15 protein-coding genes are annotated in these 14221 nt (G+C 43.9%); 1 reads left to right on the top strand and 14 read right to left on the bottom strand.

Annotated elements, in window-relative coordinates; all coding sequences use genetic code 11:
• Together BLS03_RS19935 and BLS03_RS19930 are read right to left on the bottom strand one after the other, a co-directional pair.
• Positions 1-812 (bottom strand): 2-keto-4-pentenoate hydratase (locus tag BLS03_RS19935; protein WP_143015666.1); only part of this gene is annotated, 812 nt, incomplete at its 3' end.
• Positions 813-1555: 743 nt separating this feature from the next.
• Entirely contained in the window at positions 1556-2188 is a 633-nt protein-coding gene (locus BLS03_RS19930; protein WP_218122026.1) for a CGNR zinc finger domain-containing protein, read from the bottom strand.
• A 33-nt stretch (positions 2189-2221) separates the two neighbouring features.
• Here BLS03_RS19930 and BLS03_RS19925 point away from each other — a divergent pair, with 33 nt between their 5' ends.
• Positions 2222-3103: an alpha/beta fold hydrolase gene (locus tag BLS03_RS19925; RefSeq protein WP_093278173.1), complete on the top strand. Its 882-nt coding sequence runs from the start codon at positions 2222-2224 to the stop codon at positions 3101-3103.
• Between the two features lie 801 nt (positions 3104-3904).
• On the opposite strand, the gene BLS03_RS19920 is transcribed toward BLS03_RS19925, so the two are convergent.
• The 12 genes from BLS03_RS19920 to BLS03_RS19865 form a co-directional block, all read right to left on the bottom strand.
• Positions 3905-4321: a hypothetical protein gene (locus BLS03_RS19920; RefSeq protein ID WP_143015665.1), complete on the bottom strand. Its 417-nt coding sequence runs from the start codon at positions 4319-4321 to the stop codon at positions 3905-3907.
• A gap of 79 nt (positions 4322-4400) precedes the next feature.
• A complete protein-coding gene (locus BLS03_RS19915) occupies positions 4401-5438 on the bottom strand; it encodes a TraU family protein (RefSeq protein WP_176765648.1) in 1038 nt (345 codons plus the stop codon).
• A complete protein-coding gene (locus tag BLS03_RS19910; protein ID WP_176765647.1) occupies positions 5425-5853 on the bottom strand; it encodes a DUF1525 domain-containing protein in 429 nt (142 codons plus the stop codon). Before BLS03_RS19910 ends, BLS03_RS19915 begins: the two co-directional genes overlap by 14 nt.
• A complete protein-coding gene (locus BLS03_RS19905; RefSeq protein ID WP_093278164.1) occupies positions 5840-8899 on the bottom strand; it encodes a conjugative transfer ATPase in 3060 nt (1019 codons plus the stop codon). The genes BLS03_RS19910 and BLS03_RS19905 overlap by 14 nt, the downstream gene beginning before the upstream one ends.
• A 3-nt stretch (positions 8900-8902) precedes the next feature.
• Complete coding sequence (locus BLS03_RS19900; RefSeq protein ID WP_093278162.1) at positions 8903-9334, bottom strand: hypothetical protein; 432 nt, start codon at positions 9332-9334, stop codon at positions 8903-8905.
• Positions 9285-10892 carry a hypothetical protein gene (locus BLS03_RS19895; protein WP_093278160.1) on the bottom strand — a complete coding sequence of 536 codons (1608 nt, stop codon included), beginning with the start codon at positions 10890-10892 and terminating at the stop codon, positions 9285-9287. The genes BLS03_RS19900 and BLS03_RS19895 overlap by 50 nt, the downstream gene beginning before the upstream one ends.
• A 3-nt stretch (positions 10893-10895) precedes the next feature.
• Positions 10896-11738 carry a DUF3438 family protein gene (locus tag BLS03_RS19890; protein WP_176765646.1) on the bottom strand — a complete coding sequence of 281 codons (843 nt, stop codon included), beginning with the start codon at positions 11736-11738 and terminating at the stop codon, positions 10896-10898.
• Between the two features lie 10 nt (positions 11739-11748).
• Complete coding sequence (locus BLS03_RS19885) at positions 11749-12426, bottom strand: DUF2895 family protein (protein WP_093278156.1); 678 nt, start codon at positions 12424-12426, stop codon at positions 11749-11751.
• Complete coding sequence (locus BLS03_RS19880; RefSeq protein WP_093278154.1) at positions 12423-12971, bottom strand: hypothetical protein; 549 nt, start codon at positions 12969-12971, stop codon at positions 12423-12425. The genes BLS03_RS19885 and BLS03_RS19880 overlap by 4 nt, the downstream gene beginning before the upstream one ends.
• Positions 12972-13008: 37 nt before the next feature.
• Positions 13009-13368 carry a hypothetical protein gene (locus BLS03_RS19875; protein ID WP_093278152.1) on the bottom strand — a complete coding sequence of 120 codons (360 nt, stop codon included), beginning with the start codon at positions 13366-13368 and terminating at the stop codon, positions 13009-13011.
• 10 nt (positions 13369-13378) lie between these two features.
• Positions 13379-13633 carry a hypothetical protein gene (locus tag BLS03_RS19870; RefSeq protein ID WP_143015664.1) on the bottom strand — a complete coding sequence of 85 codons (255 nt, stop codon included), beginning with the start codon at positions 13631-13633 and terminating at the stop codon, positions 13379-13381.
• Positions 13633-13938: an RAQPRD family integrative conjugative element protein gene (locus BLS03_RS19865; protein ID WP_176765645.1), complete on the bottom strand. Its 306-nt coding sequence runs from the start codon at positions 13936-13938 to the stop codon at positions 13633-13635. Before BLS03_RS19865 ends, BLS03_RS19870 begins: the two co-directional genes overlap by 1 nt.
• Positions 13939-14221 lie beyond the last annotated feature (283 nt).

The following is a 14221-nucleotide window of genomic DNA, read 5'->3' as shown; positions in this document are numbered from 1 at the left end:
GCAGCCGGTACAGGTCCAACTACAGCCCCTGTCGTCACCCATTCACCAGCTTTTAAAGCGTAACCTCGCTTTTGCAAATGATTCGCGAGCCAAGTTATCGAATTGAGCGGATCTCCCATTACGTTCTTACCTAAATTTTCACCCACTTTCTTATCATTCATATATCCGGTTACCATAACATTTGCCAGTTCTATATTTTGCCAATCTTTTATAGGAGGGCCATAAACAAAACCGAAGTTACCCCCATGATCTGCTGCAAACTGAGGTAAACCAGATTTAACCGGGCCTTGGGTATATCGCGTACCAACAGGTTCTATCGCTAAATGCATGCTACCGATTGCTGCTTTTACCTCTTCTTTACTATAAGGCTCTTGTCGAGACGGTAGTGTTTCAGCCATTCTAAAAGCAAATTCAAACTCAAAGCCGTACAGTGTTGGAGAACCATTGTTTATGGTCTGGGGTTCCGGATGTGCCCATTGTGAGAATAGTGGTCCTGAAACTGGCTCACTAACACCAGCCTTTTTCATGAGATCGTCACTGGTAATCGCAATTTTCCAGCCTATAAGAGGAATGCCAATATTTTTAATAATTTGGTCTTGAACAATATAACCTTCTTCTAATGTGTTCGGTTTTACCATGTTTGGTAATTCAATCAGTTCATTCTGCTTTCTGGCTGAAATAAGTAGTTTTGCGGCTTCCTCTGCCTGTGATTTGGTAATTGGTTTTTTCTGGTTTCCAACCAAAACTTCATCCGCATTTGAGATATTAAAAATTAAAATGCATATGGATGCCAAAATCATTTGTTTCTTCATAGAATTACCGACTAATTAATACTAAATTTAGTATAAGTATATTCCAAACGCAGACGACCTGAAATCAATCATAAGTATCGCTAGTGATAATTTTTGATGAAAATAGAGGGAAATGGAATGCGTTTTTTTAGACACTGGATTTTGTAAGTGAATAACCACTGAATAATTAGATACATATGTATCTAATGAATGGTCAACGTTAGACATATTGATCCATTAACAGAATTTGGACAAAAACCATTTAGAGTTACCACCTAATTTAGAAAACCACGGATAAATTTTAGTATGGAAAACCTCAAACTGCCTAGCAAAACTAAATAGCTGTTCCTAAATATAAATAAATCTCTCAATTTTAGAAAAAGAAAGGAACTAGGTACCGTTTGGGCGATCTGATCAGTTTCAAAATATATAAAATCTATAACTGCGACCGAATTCTCATGATTCTAATATTACCTGACCCTCCGTATCGCTAAAAAGGTTCGTAAGACTAAGAATAAAGCCTATTGCCGCCACTTGAACGCCATATTGCTTCATTCACAATGGTATTCCATCACCAATATATCCAATTCTGGCTACTGTCCGCTCTTCCATAAGACTCTGAATTAACGGGGAGATAGAATGCGGTATTGACGACTTTATTAACGCTTGAGCCCCCAAAGTCTTGGATATCAGCGTTTACCTTGGAGTACCAACCTTATTGGTACTTAAGACAGTAGAGTAAGTATTCGCTAACTTTTTCTTGATCAAGTTTCATTTCTTCGTGAACGAAATGCCGCAACTTTCATTCTGTTACCGCAAAGAGCCATACTACACCAACGTCGGCGATGGGATTTAGTTGTATCCAAAAACATTAAAGTACAATCATGGGCTTCACACTGACGAACATATTTAAGCTCAGGATGACAAATCAAATCTGCGACAGAAGCGGCAATCGGTTCAAGTAAGCTTTCGACGCTATTATCTCGTCTACGTTTAACCAGAAGAAAGCTGTTTAATGTGTTGTCCCACTGTAAATAGGTTTTTGGGCTGCCCTTATCTAGCAAATGATTAATGAAGTCCGTATTGCCAGCTTCACCGTCAATCGCGGCCTTTATGACTTCTCGAGCAACTTTTCTGAGGTCTTTCGCTTTTTCAACAAGCCCTAGAGGTATCTCTAGATTTTCTTCAGGCAAGCATCCAGCTAACTTAAGCCATTTTACTGTACTTTTATTATCAATTAGGTGGTCTTGGTGTTCATCGAACATGCCGTATTCGCTGTTAACGAAGTCTAACGCCAAATTGTTCGCTAAAAACTGAGGCTGATTCATAGTCATAAAATTAATTGTAACCATTAAAAAATTAATTGACAGGTTACCAAAAAAGACCGTAACCTTCAAACTTACACTTTAGCGGTTACATGGGAAGTGATTATGAACACTGAATCAAATACACAACACGTACACTATCGTTATGAACAAGTCGACAATGTAAATATTTTTTATCGAGAAGCGGGTGAGCCGACTAATCCAAGTATCGTGTTATTACACGGATTTGCGGCTTCATCGTATATGTATCGCGATATCATTCCGGCATTGGCTGAAAACTATCATGTCATCGCTCCGGATCTTCCGTCATTTGGTTTTACACAAGCGCCGGGTCAAACGCAGTACACGTACACATTCGAAAACATTGCTAAGACGATGGAAAAGTTTGTGCAACAGTTGGAAATCAACCGGTATGCCCTAATGGTTCATGACTATGGTGCGCCGATTGGCTGGCGTATGGCAGCGGCCAATCCAGACGCTGTGACAGCGCTGATTTCCCAAAATGGTAACGCGTATGAAGAAGGCTTAGCGGAAGGGTGGAACGCGATTAAAGACTATTGGCAAAACCCAACACCTGACAATCGTGCTGTGCTTAAAGATTTCCCAACACCAGAGGAAATTAAGTCGCAATATCTGACCGGAGTAAGCGATAAGAGCTTAGTGTCACCGGATGGTTATACCTTGGAAGGTATGCACGTACAGAAACCTGGTAATGCAGACATTCAGCTAGATCTAGTACTCGATTATGCATCCAATGTTGAAAACTATCCGCGTTTTCAGGCTTATTTCCGTAAGTATCAACCTGCATTGCTTGCAGTCTGGGGGTCTAACGATCCTTATTTCCTGCCTGCTGGTGCTGAAGCTTGGAAACGTGATCTCCCTAATGCGGATATTCGATTCTTTGATACCGGGCATTTCGCACTGGAAACGCACGCCGATGAGATTACGCCAATCATATTAGAGTTCTTAGCGCAAAGCGTTAAGTAATTTAAAACCATTGAGTTAGGTGGTGTCTAGAGAACTAATGGGGAGCAATCAGGCTCCCCATTAATATTATTGGCGATGATCCCACTTTTCTTTTAATCACCGAGATTTGATTGTGAGCTCGGCTCGTAAGCCAGCCGTGAAGCCTAAACAAGGATATCACCGCGCAACATATTACGGCTCTATAGATAGAAGGGCAGACACGGATAATTCGATATTAGGCGATAGAAAACATCAAGCATGCTCTAAAGAATAAATACATCATGAGAAAAGTGATACATTTTAATAAGGGCTATGAGTATGTGGCGCAAGCAATAGCGGGTCGGCGGGAACGCTCTTGTTTCTATGGCATCGGATATGACAGCTTTTGCTGCTGAGACTTTCGATGAAAAAACGTTTACGGAGTCCATTCGTCACATAATAACCAACGTCTTAGATTAAAAAAACGATGCCAATAAAATCTATCTGTTCCAAGCTAACTAAACACTGAGATTCTGCGGACCATACTAATTCAATGGCATACACCACTATTAGAAATAGGTAAGTCAAAGAGTAGAAAGAGAAACATCTTCCGAAATTTTGGCTAACAATTTTTGGGGCACAAATGATTCAGCTCAGATCAAGCTGAATCGAAGATGGACATCTCTGAATTACGAGCTATAGAAGATTCTTGATTTTCGAATTACTCCTAGTATTGCACCTAGACTGCCTGATCACATCTGAGCGGCCAAATTTTTTCGGGCACTACAGATTAAAACACATCGTTCAGCCTTAAGGGCTTATTATAGCTCTCCGAACCTATCATCAATTTTTCTTAACTGTTGCGGTGTATAATCCAGCACATATTAAACATAAGCCACCTGTTAAATTAAAAGCTTTAGTGAATTTCACAGAATTAAATAGTTGGCTGGCCTTAGATGCTAGTAATGAGTAAAAAGTAACATTTATCAAAGCGAGACATAAGAAAGTTAATGCTAAAATGGAAAATTGATAAGCAATAAGATCTAGCTCATCATTATGAGTAAAGATGTTGTATGCTGCCCAAATATTGCCTACAAAGCAGAGAAAAACAACAAACTGCATAAGGTGGTAAAGTGGGAAATTCCATAGTTTTTCAACCCACGCAGGTTGATCATTAATTAACTTTTCGACACAACTGATTTTGCTATCTACTGATTTGTTCATTTTAATTGGAGCCATTTTAATTGTTATTAAGTTCATAAAGCACATTTCTTCACTCTAATAAAGAAACGAGCTTTACGAAGTCAACTATCTTTGTAAGGCTATTGTATCTTGTAAATCACCATTCCCCAATCAGCTTATTACCTCTTTTTTTGCAGCATTCAAATTGGGACCAGTATATTTTTAGATATTGCTCATCGTTGGTGTGGACGCTACTTTCAACTATCGATGTGCCGGTGCTTTGAGCCAAAGTGCCACAGGTCAAACCGGATTTTGGTACTACATCCGTCCAACGAGATGTTGAGTTAGACATAGCAGGTACAGCCCAAGATTTATTGGTGCTGCTTTTATTTGGGAAGCTATCGACGGTAATGTGGTTGTCCGGGGATTCAGTGGCAATATGGACTGCTCGATACGCGAGTGTCGATGCAGCTTTGTAAGGCGATGCTTGATTCACATACCCTATGCGAGGGTAAAGCTCGCCATAAACATCGAGGTTGTTCACCGGACCTAATATCGTAGGTGTATTGGACCAAGCGCGGACCGCTTCAGACAACCCCCACCGCCATTCAAAGCCATCAAGCATGCTATCGTAGTAAACAGACAAAGGTAACGCGGGGTTATTACACCAACCCAAACTGCCAAATATCGCGCCATACAGTTGGTCATACAGCGTAATGCCAGCGTTGCCGTGCACCCCAACATCGCTAAACCGCAACGTCGAGGTTTTCGCCGGGTTCGATGCACCTTGTCCGTTGTTACCAGTATTGTTTGATTCCACCTCATACCTAAAACCAAACACAGATAACACGGTTTCGAGCCCTTCTTTAAAGGCGCCATTGAAAAGCGATGTATAGCCCAAAGGCGTATCAGACTGAGACCGCCTTACCTCAACTAGGAGTGATGGAGACCAATGTTTTACTTTCAAAGAGAAGTTAACGCTACAGCTGCTAAACAAAGAGCATTTTAGCCACAAGCAGCCACCGGAGAGTTGCCAATCAACACACTGCAGTTTCGTAGACTCAAGCAAGATATCGTCAATTGGCATATCAGCGATGTCACCCAGACTCGCCGCGTGAGAAATAGGTAATGGCGCCGATACACAAAGAAGCGCGGCCAGAGTTAACTTGCTCGTTATCGCCTTACTCGTAGCCATATCGCGACACATACTGTTCATAAAACTGAATGGCCTTTTCAGGACCCATACCATAAGCTACATAGCGATCATTAATCACTATCGCCGGAACCTTCGAGATCCCAAGGCGCACCGCTTTGTTTATCGAGGCATAACCATCCATTACGCCAACAATATGTTGGTCAATGCCCCCACTTTGCACAAAGTCTTCAAGAAACGTTTTCGCTTCAGCTTCGTTGTCGGGTAATTGGCTCGATATGCTTTTCTCAGTCATAGATAACTGATCGACTCGATGCACATTGAAAGCTTTGATAGAGCGGTTAGCCGGCACAATGTAATCCGTCGAAGAATCGACAAATACATCAAGCTTAAGGCCACCAGCACTAACGCTGGCGGCAGTCGATATGGAAAGGAGAAACACACTAAGCCGCTTCATCGTATACCCCTGTATATTCAATAAATGGGTAACGAATTGGTTCAATACCGCGGATACGGTCAAGCTGAACAGCTTTGATAAACGCAGCATGCCAAAGTTCTGTCGTCTTATAGCGTTTCGACAATATCGCCATTTCTTCTTTTTCTTCACCATCGGTACCAGCCATAGCCAGACACTCAGAAGGCTGTATTACACGAAATAGCGCGTTGAAGTTGGACCCAAATAGGCACCCTTCGGTATATGATTTTTCCTGCTTCTTAGCGCTTTGCGCCATGAGCTCCTGCTCTTCGGTTAATGTTTTGTATTGTTGAAGCTCTTTAAGTGCTTTCGGCGTTGGTAACAACATCATCACCCACTCGATCATCTCCAGCATTTTTTCTGCTTCAGCAGGGAAGTCCTTCAAGTTCTGCGTTGCAAACCAAGCGAATCCATTCAATTTACGCCAAAGTTTCACGACTTTAACGATGTACAAAATGATCAGGTTGTTCGTGGTTACAAGGTGGGATTCGTCAGTGATCTTGATTAGTAAGCGCCCTGACATTTGATATTTTTCAGCCAGACCATTTAAGCGCTGCAGCAAAGCAACGTAAACGATGGCCAACAATGTTTCATTGCCTGGTTTGGCGAGCGTAGCTAAGTCGATGATAGTGACATCCACATCCGGGAAGACCTCACCGCTTGGCGTAGAGTTTAGAAGTTCCCCTTCAAAACCCTCTGTGTAGAGCTCGAGCGCCGCGGCCATCTTATTCAGGCGAATACGGCCATCTTCGAGCAATCTTGTATTACTCTTATCTGCAGCGATTTCAAATAGCTCGTCGGCAACAGATTGGACGTTAGGAAATTCGTTGTTGATATAGCCTTTCTTACCAACATTGAGCAGGGCTTTGCGTAAATACCGTCTGTCCGCTTGGTTGTATTGTGCAACTTCCGCTTCTTCACCGCCGGTCGCCATCATAAACGCGAGCAGTTCCATCTCCCCTAACCGGTCTTTTTGCTCATCTTCATCATCGGTATCGGTGTCGCGCACTTTATCAAGCGCCGCAGCCAAACGTGATTTCTCGAGCTCGTCGGATACCTCTTGCTTAAAGGCATCGAGAATGTTCGTGGATGTTGTAAATTCAAAATTGTTAGCGGCCTGCAGATCATCGTCAGAGACCAGACCATCAAACACGATTTTTTGTGCATCCGCTTGCCGGTTGTGGTTAGCAATGCGTTGTTCCTCATCTGATAACGTGATCTTTCCGTCTTCCACCAAGAGTGGTAGATCGGAGAATGGCGCCATAGATGGACAGAATTCGCCTTTTGCTGGATTTGATGGCTTTAGCGTAACGTTATTCATACTAAGCCCATGATGACGCAAGAACTCAGCAATTAAGCGGAAGGAGCCACCAGCCTCAATGATATACAAGCGAGGCCTTTTAATTGCCACTAGCAACAGAGTCAGGTACACCAGTGTCGCTGACTTACCCGCACCCGTTGAACCAGTGACCAGCATATGGGCGTTAGCTTGCCGGTCGGACTTTCTAAAAAAGTCATTCGTGAGTACTGACCCAGATCGGTTGAACATGATCAGTAACGGGTTCCCGGTGCCGACTTCCCGGCCATAAAACACCGAAAGGTTGACCATATCATGGAGGTACATCGGAATTAGGCACTGCTTAGCCCGAGGCACAGTCGCGTCAAAACACATTGGCAAGTGGTATATAAATGCGTTTGAAGACAGTGGATCGAAGTAATCTTTTTCAACGATAGGTGTGATGTTCGACCGGAGCAGCGCCGAGTTAACCGTATCAACGCGATCATCCAGCGTTTCAAGATCGTTTGCCCTTACATAAAATGACAACGAGCTCATGGTCGGACGGACGGTTTTTTCAGATAGAAAAGCCTCATGATATTCCAGTGACTCACGCATCGTTGCGTTTTCGCTGCCGATCGACGATTGAGAGACCATGGACTTAGCGCCCATGATATTGCGGATATAGTCTTTGCTACAGAACACCGAAGTAATACACATCATGGTTCCCGATGGCATCGAGTCTGTAAAACAGGTTGAACTTGCCCCATTACTCAGCTCGCCAGTCAGTTGGCCGACTGATAAGCCACCATTAACCGAAGAAGTACGAACGAGTTTGTGGTGTGTTTTGCCAATCTGGTAGGTATTGGTTTTAGCGTTATATTTCGGCTTGTTAAGGAAAATTGACGCGGGAATGTCCAATGGCAATTCGCCTTCGTCGTTTCGCTTAGGCGTAATTGAATCAAAGAATTCTTTAGCACTTTGACCTTCTGGCTTGTCATTGAACAGCTTCACCAACCAGTTAAAGAAATCAAAGTCATCGTTTTCAAGAAGCTCAATACCGCTACTTTTCAGGTTGTCCTTTAATGCCTTAGCTTTGCGGACCAGCTCTAGTTTGTTTTTCTCCGCACCGCGCTTACGTAACTCTTTACCTTTTAGTTTGCGGTAGAAAACGATCTTGGTTCGCTCGATACCACCCTGAAATGGTTGCAACGTCACGGTGGAATCCTCAAATAGCCCACCTTCTTTCGACATCGCTTCGAAGTTCTTACGCAATATACCGTTGATGATGGTGTCTGAGGCTTCGCATTCCCGCGCATATTGGTCTGCATACATATAAGCTTCGTCAGCCCAAGACGCTAAATCCGAGTCTTTCCAACGAAACTGCTGTAATACCCACTCACCTTCTTCTTGGTCGCGCTCATCAAAGGTTGAGGCCAAAGCACGTTCGATCGCCTCCCCTTTGTTGTTCATGAACTCAACCGATCGGCCTTCTGAAGGAATTGGCTTCACATCGAAAACCACCGCGCAGTTCATACAATCATCGAAGATAAATACATTCGTTTCCGGATCGAAATCCAGATAAGGCATGTAACTACCGATACTCAAATCATTGTTTTGAAACAGCGCAGCGTGTTCACCATTGGTTGCCGGTTTTGTACCTTTTGGCTTATTCGGATCGAGATAGTAAGCAGCTGTCGCTCTCACGCTATACACCAGCTGCTCAAAAATATTCATTTCTTTTTTTTGCATCGCTTATTTGTCTGCCTTTACTGGGTACATAGATGAGTTAGAGAGGTTTCGCTCGCTTGGTAGTGCGTATTCATCACGCTCATAAAGCTTGAACTCAGAGAAGTACCCAGGAATCGGTACCCTGTCTGTGCTGCTCAGCTTAGGCGGTACATAAAAGTGAATGGTTGGGTTATCTAAGAATTGATAGTTTGGCCGCGGCGTGTTGTGCAACGTGTAAAAATCAACTTCAGCACGTTCATGCTCCGTCGAAGGACGCCACAACACTTTTTCCCAATTCGTACTTGGGTTCGACTCTCCCGCTTCTTGAGCGTGATAGATATCCTCTGTCTTTACGCCAGATTTAGGAATATGACTGCCGTTAGTACAGCCGCCAAGAAACACTAAACTAATCAAGTTCAGAGCGATAATGCGATTGCGCGTTGTTCGAATAATCATAATTTAGCTTTCTTCCTAGTGGGTCGTAATCGATATTAAGTTGGCGGGTTACGTGGACATTGACGATCTGCGTGTTTGGCACGGTCACTGCGATAAAGGCTTCAGAATAGAGATCATCAATAACCTCACCAGCTGCAGTAACGCCTTCTCTCACCATCTCACCAGCGGCGTATTTGCCAAGGCTTCCAGTGATAACTGAAGTGGCCGTGCTATCAACGAGGTTTGTATAAACATCGGCTTGCTTGTCAGCATAAGCGCCACCAGCCGTTGCCAAACCGACCGTTGCAGCTTTCATACTCATATACTCGGCTAAATCATCGCTTACTGTCCCTGCGATACATGGTGAACCTTCTTCATCGGTGAGGTACCCAAGCGTGTCATCAAGACCAATAAGTGTGTTTGTGCGGTTTGTTATGGTCTGAATGGTTCCGTCTGCAAAGGTATAGGTCATGCCAGTGACATAACCCTTTACGCAAGAATTGGTATAATCACCCTTGGCGTACCCATAAAATTCCATACCCGCGAGACCGCGAATAGAAAGACCGTTCGTTGCCAAAGCCTTAGAAGACACTTTGACTGAGAAGGGATATGGATCTTTAACTTCACCACCAATGGGTACCAAGCCAATCAAACTCGTCAGCAATCGCCCATCGATAAATTTGGCGCCAACGTTCGCAGTGGCAAATGGAATTGGCAGGATCTTCAATTCTGCCCCTTTACCGCCTTCCTGATCACCTTCTGCAGTGACATCTTTCAGCGGTGATTGCCCAACGATTTCTGGCAGTTTCATTTCTCGTTCGTTGGTTTTCGAATTAATAACGTATTGCGCATCGATAGGTTCTATCCACACCATCGAGTTTCGGCTTGTGTGTGTCTGCTCGTTCGCGTTTGAATCTAGGCCATCAAGAGACGTTAACCCGCTTGGTCTCGCGCTGCCCGGCAATTTAACGGTCGGTTGAACTCCGTCGATCAGAGTTTTATCTATGGGTTTGCCAACATAACTATCGATGACTTCTAACGGACTAATATTCGTAGATTTATCGGCGGTTTCCTTGCCAAAGGTTTTTTCTAAATTTGTTTTATAGTCACTCACATTTAAAGCGAGCTCTACAGGCTGGCCCGAGCCAAACAGGTTTATGTCGTCAACAACGCTAGTATCTTCGTCTTTGTCGTACGTTATGATTGTTTGACCCGTTTTAGGCTCAGTACCAGCATTTGTCCCGGCTTTCTCCGCGATCATCCTCTGAATTTTGTCTTCTAAGCTTTCTTCAAGCTCTACTTTGGTCTTCTCGCGTTCCGCCTCAAGAAGTCGATTCACTTCTGTTGGTGTCATACGCGTATTAACTTCACCTAGCAGATGTTGGTACTTGGCATTCTGATCATGAAACTCGACTTCATTAACCACATCCGGTTTGTGCTTCTCTTCATAAGCAGACTTAAACCCGGAGTTACTGATCGGAGCTAATTCGTCGTCCTGAAAGATGTTGTAAACAATGAAGGCGCAGCCGATGACTGATACGCCTGCAATCACCTTTAAAAAGTTATTGTTTGAGTTCATTGATTAGCACCCCTTCGCCGCACCAAATGCACTTAATACACTCGGCTCAGATGACAATGCAGATAAGAACGGTACGTCTGTGATGATGACAAGCGTCGAATAGCTTCCCGCTGTACCCAATGGGTAAACCGTTTCTGGGTAGGTTGTGCTGAAAATGTGCTGAATTCGAAGATGCGTCAGGTTGATGAACTGTTTGCCTGCTGTTTTGTTCTCTAGTAGCAAGCTTGTCGCGTAGCGACCATCGTTCGTTTTGAACGTATCAGCAATAGCAATCTTGAATCGATCGAGTGAACAAAAGCCAAATAAATTAGTCAGGTCCACACCATCTACCGATTTAACTTGAGTAACCCCTGCAGGGATACCCGGTTTAAGTCTTGGCGGTACCCAGTATTGCTGAAGAACGAATCGCGCAAGCGCAACGTTTGTTATTGGCCCACTAGTCATAAAACTTGGGATATTTTGCGTAGTCACAGACTCCGCAGATTGAACAGGTGCGCTATTGGCCAAAACAATGCGAGCGAATTGAGGGTTATTCTCTAAGTTGGCTTTCGCTGTAAGGTTCAACATGATGAATTGGCCACTATTGACCAGTTCAAGGCGTATCGCTGTCGATGCTAATTCATCACGCGCTGTGAAATATACGGCGCCGTTAACCGGAACTATTTCAACTTGATCGGAAAGGTGTTGTGGTACTTGTACTCGCGCATGGTCTGGTAGAGAAACGATCTTCTGAACCCCCACAGTCAAAACAAGGTCGATAGGTTTCTTGTCCCATACGAATACTTCTTGGTTTGCTGCAGCCAAGGTACTTACAAACAATAAAATTGAAGCTAATAAAATTCTCAACGCTTCCCCCTTATTCAACAACGATTTGTACTGGCTCTGCGTAGTAACCAGCGATTAGGAAGTTATGAGTGGACGCTGGGCATCCAACGTTGGTGCTTTGACCTTGAATTACGCGGTATTTAAACGAAATCGGCGTTTTATGTAGTGCTGAACCTTTCCAATACTCGGAATGGTCAATTGGCAGATCTACAACCCATGAATTGCCAAGCTTGTACGTGTTCTTATCTGAGAATGCTTTACTTGGAATGATACGGGCGTAGCGCGATTGGCCGAAGTAGTGACCCTTACGAACGAAATTTTCCATACGTTGCTTTAGCTCTGAGTAAAACTCAGGCGTCATAGTGCAACGATAGTCATTAACCAGTTGGATAGGCGTTAAGTGGTCAATTCTTGATGTTACATTGGCACTCACCGAAACTTTCTCGTCGGTTTCTTCCCAGTTATTTAGGAGTTCGTGCACGATACGTGCAAAACCATAAACCTGATCTCTATCGCGCTCACCCCACTTGCGTTGGTGTGAAATCGATGTGTCCGATGGAATATCAACGGTTACTCGATCTGGTATCGATGCGATCGAGCCATTCAGCCGATAAAGCACAAACGAATTAATGACCAACAAAGCAAAGAGCATGGCGATCACTTTGTCTCTCGCTGAAATTTTGTTACGAGGCAGAAAACTTAAACTCATTTTTTCAGTTCTTTTTTGATGAATCGTGAAGTGCCAAATACTGTGTCTTGAACGAACAAGTCACCATATGTCTGCGGGTACGAGTCGGGATTGAACGCTTCATACTTCAAGGCAAGTTTCTTCAAGGAAATTGTGGCGAGATGAAACGCGAAAATTAGGGCCAAATTCGCCAAACCAAATAGAGCAAAAAATGCAGGCAGGACAAATAGAAAAAGCCCGTAAACAGCAAAAGCTTTAGGCAGGTACCCAACACTTGAAAGCCGGCAAAAAAGCCGTTCGAAATGCCTCATAGACAAGTCGTTTGGCAGTGAACGCTTTAGTTTTGAAAACTTATCTAGGTAAGATTTTGCTCGCCAAATTACCCAAACGATGCCAAACACAATCGCGATGATGCGAAATCCTGGGATGATTTGAGATAAGTGGTACCCAACCCAAAGTGCTTCAACGATGCATGCAATCAAAATCACTAGAATTTCGATCATGGTCGCTGACTTCACAATCGTCGGGGAGTAAGCAATCTCATCGAGAGGTTTACCACTAGCCATATCACTGCCTCACTTTGCTATAAGCTCTACAAGTTACTCACGAAACAATCGTTGTAATTTGACCAGTGATATAGAACACCGAGGTGATGCCAACGGCACCCATGGCGAGCGCTGCTAACAATGTTCCCGCGGTACCACGGCCAGTAAATACCTGAACCAACGCCCAGATGACACCAACAATGGAAATCAGCAATACAATAAGTGCCGCGGCCAATGTTCCTGATTTCGATGCCTGAACTAGAATTGCCTCTAACACCAAGAAACCATTGGTTTCATTTGCGCTCACATCCAGAGAAGGTGCAGCGGGGATCGTATAAGCTTGGCTGGCGCCGGCATAAAGCAGCGCAGTAAGCGAAGTAAGTGCCTTTGCACTCTTGTTTTTTATTGAAGTAATCATATTTCTCACACTAAGAGTTGGGTAAAACAAAAAATGCCACAATGGTGATCAATGCAGTGACGCGAAACGCTGATACGAATACCTTCACCCCCAAGCTACCGCCGGTCGTAAATGTAATGACAACGCCAATTGCCAACCAAATGGCCAAAAACAAAACCGCTACGTAAAACAGCGATGAGATTGCCACTTGCATGTATGTCACCATCCCACTGCCCATCACTGACTCAAGAGTCGGTATAAGGCATTCGCTTGTTCCTAAGCACATTACTTTCTGCCCTCTTCGAGCTTCTGGTAGATTTCAGGGGATATTTGCGGTTGTAGTGGCGCCTGCAAATAGAGCTCTATCCCTTCCAAAATCTGCTGGATCTTCGCTTTGGAATGTACGGTTTCAAATCTAAAACGAAGTGTTGGATCTGCTTGGTACGCCGCGCTATCCAACGCCCGTAGTGCCTGAGTAAGGTGGTTTTGCGCATTCAATAAATGAGCGCGTTCTTCGTAAGCGCCAGCACTCGAAGCGGCACTAAACATCAAGCAGCCCAAACCGATTATTCGAACTGTCCCAAATTTCATCTTTGTTCCTCGATAGACTGGGTAGCTCATACTAAGGTGCGGGGTTTTCCAATTCGATATAGGTAGGTTTTTTTAGGGTGGCACGACGATCGAAGGGAGATAGCTCGTATGTTCGATGGGAATTTTTTGGGGAATTACAGGCCTGAGGATTCTAAAAATTGGCCTTATTGATAGATTGCATTGTAATTAACGGCCAAAAAAACGCCCGTTATTTGAGAAAATGGCTTTTCGTAGGGGCGATAATCTACTTCGACAGCCACTTGGTACGACTTTCATTGCAAAA

This window comes from Vibrio xiamenensis, assembly GCF_900100015.1.
In the GTDB taxonomy this organism is placed as follows: Bacteria; Pseudomonadota; Gammaproteobacteria; order Enterobacterales; family Vibrionaceae; genus Vibrio; species Vibrio xiamenensis.
Note: the sequence above shows the minus strand (reverse complement) of the source record. Positions and strands in the feature narration are given on the sequence as shown.

Bases quoted from the DNA above. Each gene is read 5' to 3' on its own strand.
- BLS03_RS19880 (WP_093278154.1), bottom strand. From the start codon at position 12,971: ATGGCTAGTGGTAAACCTCTCGATGAGATTGCTTACTCCCCGACGATT.
- BLS03_RS19910 (WP_176765647.1), bottom strand. From the start codon at position 5,853: ATGAAGCGGCTTAGTGTGTTTCTCCTTTCCATATCGACTGCCGCCAGC.
- BLS03_RS19895 (WP_093278160.1), bottom strand. From the start codon at position 10,892: ATGAACTCAAACAATAACTTTTTAAAGGTGATTGCAGGCGTATCAGTC.
- BLS03_RS19875 (WP_093278152.1), bottom strand. From the start codon at position 13,368: ATGATTACTTCAATAAAAAACAAGAGTGCAAAGGCACTTACTTCGCTT.
- BLS03_RS19915 (WP_176765648.1), bottom strand. From the start codon at position 5,438: ATGGCTACGAGTAAGGCGATAACGAGCAAGTTAACTCTGGCCGCGCTT.
- BLS03_RS19870 (WP_143015664.1), bottom strand. From the start codon at position 13,633: ATGTGCTTAGGAACAAGCGAATGCCTTATACCGACTCTTGAGTCAGTG.
- BLS03_RS19900 (WP_093278162.1), bottom strand. From the start codon at position 9,334: ATGATTATTCGAACAACGCGCAATCGCATTATCGCTCTGAACTTGATT.
- BLS03_RS19920 (WP_143015665.1), bottom strand. From the start codon at position 4,321: ATGAACTTAATAACAATTAAAATGGCTCCAATTAAAATGAACAAATCA.
- BLS03_RS19905 (WP_093278164.1), bottom strand. From the start codon at position 8,899: ATGCAAAAAAAAGAAATGAATATTTTTGAGCAGCTGGTGTATAGCGTG.
- BLS03_RS19925 (WP_093278173.1), top strand. From the start codon at position 2,222: ATGAACACTGAATCAAATACACAACACGTACACTATCGTTATGAACAA.
- BLS03_RS19865 (WP_176765645.1), bottom strand. From the start codon at position 13,938: ATGAAATTTGGGACAGTTCGAATAATCGGTTTGGGCTGCTTGATGTTT.
- BLS03_RS19885 (WP_093278156.1), bottom strand. From the start codon at position 12,426: ATGAGTTTAAGTTTTCTGCCTCGTAACAAAATTTCAGCGAGAGACAAA.